Genomic DNA, 7245 nt, shown 5'->3' with positions numbered 1-7245 from the left:
ACCGCGAAGTCCGGAACTGCACACCAGTGGGTCCGACAACACTGAATCCAGAAAAAGAGTCAGTCAAACAAGCAGAAAAACAGGCCGCTTAAAACGGTCAATGGTGACAACTAGCTTGAAAAACGCCGATTATTCACCCCATGGCAATTTAACTATTATCTCCGACTCAACTAAATCGGAATTCCCCCTCAAAAGAACTAATTTATAAATCCTGCCCTGTACTCCTTATTCCTTGATTGCTCTCGAATCCACAGATTCGTAACCCAATTCATCTGAATATAGAAATAGCACACATATTGATCCGGCTGAGAGCGATAAACACATAACGAATAATACAAACGCTCTTCCATCTAGTTTTTTATCGTAGAAAATTTTCCCGAAGAAATTCAAATAGAATTTAATGGCAAAGACAAAAGAAACCGCAAATACGATGAAAAATATAAATCCAAAATTCACTTATCCGACACCTAAAAATTGAAAAAGCCGTTGAGCACTAGCTCTTTACCACTACACCCAGCACTATTTCAAAATACAATAATTTCAGCGTTGTAACGCCCCCAGCAAAAACAACCTATGGCTTCGCCAACACTATTTGATCCAATAACCCCAACAGCAATTTGGTGCCTGTGCCTGAGGCTATGGCATCAAATACATTTTCAGCATTTTTGCCTTGTTGGCCGCCGGCTAAATCACTGACGGAGCGGATCACTATCCAATCGACTTCGTTAACAAAACAGACCTGAGCCACAGCAGCCGATTCCATTTCAGTCACTTCGGCCTGAAATACTTTTTGCAGCCATTGGCGGTACTGCGCGTTATCTAAAAATACCGAGCCTGTCACGCCATTGCCACCCACTTTGATCTGGATTGGGTGGCCAGATGGCATTTTGATTGGATCTATAGTAGCGACAGCTTTTTTAGTCAGCTCAATAAGTTGTGGCGTTGCGGTGAAATAAGGCATTTGTTGCGGGCTGTCCCAGCCTTGTTTAATCACGGCCATTTCTTCAGGATGGATATAACCAAAGTTTTCATAGGCTGGGGAATGCGGGTCCTGCTTTTTACGTTCCCGGTAGCTTGCTAATGCCTGTTCATAATAATCCGGCAGAATAAATTTGCCGGGTTTGGCCGGATCAGGATTCACATAAACAGATTCATCGTGAAAATACCAGCGTTCAGGAATAGCTATATCGCCCGGCTGGAATTGTGGATCCACAGCACCGGCAATACCCATCATCACGACCCGCTCAATAGGGAAATAATCCAGCGCCATTTGCATCGTCATGGCGGCGTTTGGCACACTCACTCCAGTAGTAAAAATGACGATGGGTTCACCTTTATACTGACCTAATTGATACTTCACGCCGCGGATGGTTAGTGTTTTTTCAATCTTTGCATCTTTTAGTTCTGCAAAGGCCTGGTCAATAGCCTTAATTTCCGGCTCATAAGCAGCAACTATCGCCGTCCATTTGTTGGTGGTGGTAAATTGTTTTGGACCATACTGACTAAAATCTTCGGCACTGAGATTAAAGCTAAATGCCGCAGATAAAATCAGTAGTGGGATAAAGGCGCTGGATAGAAATTTTTTCATAAGGCTCTGCTTCTATAGTGGAGTTTGTCTGATAACTGCTTGCTATGCATAGATCTCCACCATAGGGCCTTTGGCAAGAGCTTGTAAAGCTTAGGATTGTAATAGTGACTAAAGGTTTCGCGATTACACAGGGTTGCAATGCCTGCGTTGATTGCAACCTACAAAACGTAGGATGCAGTCGCCCAAAAGGCACTGCATCAAAGTTAGCGAGTTGCTGCAGCTATCACTAAAGGATAATCGGCTAAAAATTGTTGGTTGTTAATCAGCGGCACTGCACCTGGTTTCATTTCAGGTTTAAACATAGCCACTACTGAGCCTTGCGGATTGAGCAGAGCTAAGCTGGCGCTATGATCGACAGTGTAACGTTCTTCTGTACCTTCGTTAATGGCGTACATCAAACCCAGTTGGCGGATAAAAGGGAATAAATCTTTGTGGTCAGCTGTTCTGGCTTTGATCGGAGCCTGGTTAAAGTAGCTGATGTACTGAGCTAGTTGCTCAGGAGTGTCTCGCTTTGGGTCTACTGAGACAAACCAAATTTCTAATGGGCCAGGTGTCAGTTTGACTAAATCCTGATACATACCAGCTAACTTCGCCATGGTCATAGGGCAAATATCAGGGCAATGGGTGTAGCCGACAAAAATCAGTGTCCAGTGCCCCTGCAAATCCTTTACACCCACTGGCTGATTTTGCTCGTCCAGCAAATTAAAGTCAGTTAAGGCTCTGGGGGTTGGGTAGACTAAAGCAGCCACAGGATCTGCTGTAGTAGATTTAAAACTGGCTGATAACCACAGACCAGCCGCCAATGCGACTACCGCTACTACACCCCATAACCACTTCTGCATACAATCCTCTTTTTGTTAAAGCGCTGATATAAACCAATAATGATCCAGCAACAATACCAAAAATAACAGCATCAGATGCCAAATCGAAAATTTAAAAGTGGCCATAGCGGTTTCAGGCTTAGCGTTAAACTTCAGTTGCCAGGCGTACCAGATAAAACCTAAATTCAGCACTGTGCTGCCGACCAGATACACAGCGCCCGTCATACCGACCAGATAAGGTAATAAGCACACCAAAAACAGCACCAGGGTATAAAGGAAAATGGCACTTTTAGTGAATTCGATGCCGTGGGTCACAGGCAACATGGGCATATTTACTTTGGCATAGTCGTCGCGGCGATGAATAGCCAGCGCCCAGAAATGTGGCGGTGTCCAGGTAAAAATAATCATCACTAACAACAGGGCATGGGCATGCACTTCAGCTGTCATAGCTGTCCAGCCTAACAGCGGTGGCATAGCACCAGCTAAACCGCCAATCACGATATTCTGCGGCGTGGCTCTTTTTAAAAACATGGTGTACACCACGGCATACCCAAACAAACTGGCGAGGGTTAGCCAGGCGGTCAGCGGATTCACTGCAATAAACAACAGCAGAAAACCGGCACCAGCGAGCAGTACTGAAAACTTAACGGCTTGCGCTGTCGATAAACGACCGCGAGCTACTGGTCTGTTGTAGGTGCGGGCCATTTGCGCGTCAATACGCTGATCCACTATATGATTCATTGCTGCAGCTGCCGCTGACAATAAGCCTATGCCTAAAGTGGCCGCTACCATCAGGCCCAATTTAGGCAACCCTGGTTGCGCCAGCATCATTCCAACCCAGGCCGTCAGTACCAGAAGTGCTACTACTTTAGGTTTAGTCAGTTGGTAATAATCACGCCATTGCTGGCTGTAGTGTTGGGGTAACGCCAGAACTTTAAGCATAAGCGGACTCCTTGTTTCTGTGCAGCTGATACCCAATGACCACCAAACACATGACTAAATTGGCCGCCACAAAGTTATGTGCCACTGCATTTCCCAAAGGCAAATGCAGTACTACATTGGCAAGCCCCAAACTAAATTGCAGCAGCAAAAGTGCCAGTACAGCTAAAGCTAATTTTTTCAGTACACCTGAACTGCTGCGCCATAAAGCTATGGCATAAGCAGCCACCACCACCAAGGTGATTACAGCCCCTATGCGGTGCATCACATGCACTGTAGCTCGCGCACTTTGGCTCATTACGCCGTATTCGTAGTTGTCATAGCCCAAGTGCAAAGAGAAGGCTTCGTCAAAATTAAGCTGATTGGTCCAGCCTGGCTCACAGACAGGCAACTGAATGCAGGCTAAAGCCGCATAGTTGGCGGCAGTCCAGCCACCCAAGGCAACTTGTGCTGCCAGCACCAACAATACCGGCCAAAACAACAATTTCAGGCTTTGTTTTACCACTGTGACTGGCGCTGGGTGTAATTGCCACCAATACAGTGCCAACAAGGACAGCAAGGTAAAACCTCCCAATAAATGAGCCATCACTATCACGGGATGCAAAGCCAAAGTGACGGTCCACATACCCAAGGCCGCCTGAAAAATTACCAAAGCCAATAACAAGGACGGCAGAAGAACACGTTTTTGCTTCAGACTAAACAGGAAAATTGCCAGAATAAGTAAGCCCAAAGTACCGGCAAAATAGCGGTGGATCATTTCATTCCAGGCTTTATGGCTTTCCAGCGGCCGTTCAGGGAACAAAGCCTCTGCTTGTTCAATATGATGAGCCTGTTGTGGTACCTTTAAAAAGCCATAACAGCCAGGCCAGTCAGGGCAACCTAAACCTGCATCGGTCAGTCGGGTGTAAGCACCCAACAGAATCACCAGCATAGCCAGAATTACAGAACTCGTGACAAGACGTTTCAGGCTTATCATTACAGCCCCCTGTCGTATTTCAGTAATTTGTTTAAATCGGTCAGAATGGCTTTACCTGTGTGTATCATCTGCGTTTTATCTTCCACAACCGGATAAGTCATTAATGCCAGACCGTGCATGTCTACCAGTACCAGCTGTTGTTGCAGACTATCTATACCAGCGGGCAAAGGCTGCCATTGCAATACTTGAGGTTTGCTCCCCCCTGTTTGCCATAAATCCAAATGCTGCTGCTTACGGCCAAGGGCTGTATAGACTTGATTCATGCCGTAATGGGCATTTTGGCAAAGCGTTGTGCATTCTGCGTCATTGGTGACATACACTAGTCGCCAGTGCACATCGCCGCTAGCTGCAGGTAACAATATGATTTCTTCCTTCAGCCACTGGCCTTTGTTGGTGGTGGCGCTGCCAAACCAGCCCAAAGATAAAAATGCCTGAGCAAAAGCCAAAGGCAATAAAGAACACAACAAAAACAGCACTAAAAACTTCTTCTTGGCCATTTACAGCTCCTTTTTCGACATAAACCAAGCCACAACTACAACAGCAACAGCCAGTAATAACCATTGCAGAGCATAAGCCCGGTGCTTTTCCGGTGGCATCACTACAGCTTTGTAGTGATACAAATAAGGGGATTTGTATTGATACAGCAAAGCCGGATAAAGCTCCTGGCCTAATACTTTGGATAATTCAGTGGGTTCGACTTGTTGCATACGCTGCGGCCAAAGCCCGGTTTCTTCCAGATTCAGGCCCAACCTGAAGCCTTTTAATTCGGTGCGTAACAAGCCCGCCATCTCAAATTCGGCAGGAATATCCAGCTCAGGCAACTGACCGCGGCTCATAGGGGCTTCAACCCAGCCTAAATTGACTAATAAGGCCGGCTCCTGATTCGATACCAGCACTGGGATCACCACGTCATAACCTGGTTTGCCCTGGATCAGTTGATTATCCAGCAACCAGACCGCAGGTTTTAACCAAACCGCTTTACCTTGTAACTCCAGACCATCCAGTTGCTCTGTTGGCATGGCCGGCAACTCAGTCCAACCAACCGGGCCTTGCTGCTGCGCGCTATGCAATTGATCTAACTGAGTTTGTTTATATTCGGCTCGTTGCCACTGCCAGTAACTTAACTTGATCAATAACGCAAAAGCAGCCAGAGTACACAGAGCCAACAGCCAGTGTCGGGATAAATGGGCAAACGGCTGTGCTTGCATCTTATAACCAGCCGTCGTGAGGTTTTATGTGGATTAAACTTTTACTCATTGCACTACTACTCTTTATTGTTTTTAATTTATTTCGTGCTTTATATCTGATGCTGAAAAATGATGAAAATCAGCCCAGTATGTCGAAATTTCTAGGCCGCCGCGTCATGTGGTCAGCCGTTGTGTTAATAGCTGTGATCCTTGCGCTACACTTTGGCTTGATCACCCCTCACCACAGACCCTATTGAATAAGGCGGGTCGTTTCAGACCCGCTTTGCCCCTACAGCACGTAAACAAACACAAACAAACATAACCAGACCACATCGACAAAATGCCAATACCAGGCCGCTGCCTGAAAGGCAAAGTGCTTATGCGCAGTAAAATGATTTTTCAGCACAATTCTCAGGAACATCACCAGCAAAAACACTGCCCCTAAAGTGACATGCAAACCATGGAAACCCGTCAGTAAAAAGAAGGTATTGCCATAAATGCCTGAGTCCAGTTTTAAACCTAAATCCTGATAGGCGTGAATATACTCAACCACCTGCAGATAGAGGAAAGCTGCACCTAGCAAGATAGTAAGTCCTAACATCAACTTCAGCTGACCTCTTTTGTTTTGCTCTAGACCTGTATGCGCAAAATGCAAAGTGACAGAAGAAATTAACAAGATGATGGTGTTGTATAAAGGTAAACCCTGCCACGGCATAGCCTGAGTTTCAGTGCCTCCCGGAGTTTTCAGCAAAGGCCAGGCCGCTTCGAAGGCCGGCCATAACACCGCCGCTGTACTGGCGTTATTGCCTGCACCATCCAGCCATGGAACAGCAATAATGCGGGCATAAAACAAAGCGCCAAAAAAGGCAGCAAAAAACATTACTTCGGAAAAGATGAACCAGCTCATGCATTGCCGGAACGACCTGTCCATTTGTTTGCTGTACAAACCATTCATCGACTCATCAATCACATTACGAAACCAGCCGACCAGCATAAAAATTAAGGTAGCTATACCAGCCAGTAATAAATATCCGCCATAACCCGACTGATCTTTGGTCACTTCGTTAACGTAATTGCCGGCACCAAAAGCAATCATAAAAAGAGCCACGGCCCCCACTATGGGCCAGGGGCTTTGCTCTGGCACATAATAATGTTCATATTTGTCACTCATTGTTGTCCCCTGTTGCTGTCTCTGCAGTGACCGGGGCTACAGCATCCACTTCATACAAGGTGTAGGACAAAGTAATAGTGCTGAATTGTTCCGGTAATGCGGGATCGACATAAAATTGCAACGGCATTAATAACTGCTGACCTGCCGTCAGATGTTGTTGGGTAAAACAGAAACATTCCATTTTATTAAAATACAAAGCAGCCTGCCCTGGTGATACCGAAGGCACAGCCTGCGCTGTCATAGAGCGCCCTGTAATATTATGGGCCAGATAATCTATACGATGAATTTCACCCGGATGAACCCGCATTTTATGCACCACGGGTTCAAACACCCATGGCATGTTATTGTTTGGGCGGGCAATAAATTCAATCAGCACCTGACGATCTTCATCCGGTATAGCGGCTTCAGCTGTTGCCGCCATAGTGGAGGTTTTACCATTCAGGCCTGTTAAATCACAAAACACATCGTACAAAGGCACTAAGGCATAACCAAAGCCAAACATGGCTGCGGTCAGCAGGCAAAGTTTAATCACAACAGGTTGATGCTTCAGTGCCATAGAGCCC

At 46.2% G+C, this 7245-nt stretch carries 9 protein-coding genes; 1 reads left to right on the top strand and 8 read right to left on the bottom strand.

Annotation, left to right across the window (positions count from 1 at the left end; all coding sequences use genetic code 11):
- Positions 1–571: 571 nt before the first annotated feature.
- The 6 genes from EMM73_RS16960 to EMM73_RS16935 all read right to left on the bottom strand — a co-directional run bounded on the left by EMM73_RS16960 (position 572) and on the right by EMM73_RS16935 (position 5532).
- Positions 572–1588 carry a 5'-methylthioadenosine/S-adenosylhomocysteine nucleosidase family protein gene (locus EMM73_RS16960; protein WP_127687996.1) on the bottom strand — a complete coding sequence of 339 codons (1017 nt, stop codon included), beginning with the start codon at positions 1586–1588 and terminating at the stop codon, positions 572–574.
- A 203-nt stretch (positions 1589–1791) separates the two neighbouring features.
- Entirely contained in the window at positions 1792–2430 is a 639-nt protein-coding gene (locus tag EMM73_RS16955; RefSeq protein ID WP_127687995.1) for an SCO family protein, read from the bottom strand.
- 15 nt (positions 2431–2445) lie between these two features.
- Complete coding sequence (gene cyoE, locus EMM73_RS16950) at positions 2446–3351, bottom strand: heme o synthase (RefSeq protein WP_127687994.1); 906 nt, start codon at positions 3349–3351, stop codon at positions 2446–2448.
- Positions 3344–4324, bottom strand: a complete 981-nt coding sequence (locus tag EMM73_RS16945) for a COX15/CtaA family protein (protein WP_127687993.1) — start codon at positions 4322–4324, stop codon at positions 3344–3346. The genes cyoE and EMM73_RS16945 overlap by 8 nt, the downstream gene beginning before the upstream one ends.
- A complete protein-coding gene (locus tag EMM73_RS16940) occupies positions 4324–4821 on the bottom strand; it encodes a hypothetical protein (protein WP_127687992.1) in 498 nt (165 codons plus the stop codon). The genes EMM73_RS16945 and EMM73_RS16940 overlap by 1 nt, the downstream gene beginning before the upstream one ends.
- Positions 4822–5532: an SURF1 family protein gene (locus tag EMM73_RS16935; protein WP_127687991.1), complete on the bottom strand. Its 711-nt coding sequence runs from the start codon at positions 5530–5532 to the stop codon at positions 4822–4824.
- Between the two features lie 26 nt (positions 5533–5558).
- Between EMM73_RS16935 and EMM73_RS16930 the strand changes: the two genes are divergently transcribed.
- Complete coding sequence (locus tag EMM73_RS16930; protein ID WP_127687990.1) at positions 5559–5768, top strand: DUF2909 domain-containing protein; 210 nt, start codon at positions 5559–5561, stop codon at positions 5766–5768.
- A 32-nt stretch (positions 5769–5800) separates the two neighbouring features.
- Here EMM73_RS16930 and EMM73_RS16925 read toward each other — a convergent pair whose 3' ends face one another.
- Both EMM73_RS16925 and EMM73_RS16920 read right to left on the bottom strand, forming a co-directional pair.
- Positions 5801–6682, bottom strand: a complete 882-nt coding sequence (locus EMM73_RS16925) for a cytochrome c oxidase subunit 3 (protein WP_127687989.1) — start codon at positions 6680–6682, stop codon at positions 5801–5803.
- Positions 6675–7238 (bottom strand): cytochrome c oxidase assembly protein, encoded by a 564-nt coding sequence (locus EMM73_RS16920; RefSeq protein WP_127687988.1) that lies wholly within the window; start codon positions 7236–7238, stop codon positions 6675–6677. Before EMM73_RS16920 ends, EMM73_RS16925 begins: the two co-directional genes overlap by 8 nt.
- Positions 7239–7245 lie beyond the last annotated feature (7 nt).

The sequence above is a fragment of the Rheinheimera sediminis genome, assembly GCF_004005375.1.
Lineage (GTDB): Bacteria > Pseudomonadota > Gammaproteobacteria > Enterobacterales > Alteromonadaceae > Pararheinheimera.
The sequence above is the reverse complement of the archived record's forward strand: the minus strand, read 5'-3'. Positions and strand labels throughout refer to the sequence as shown.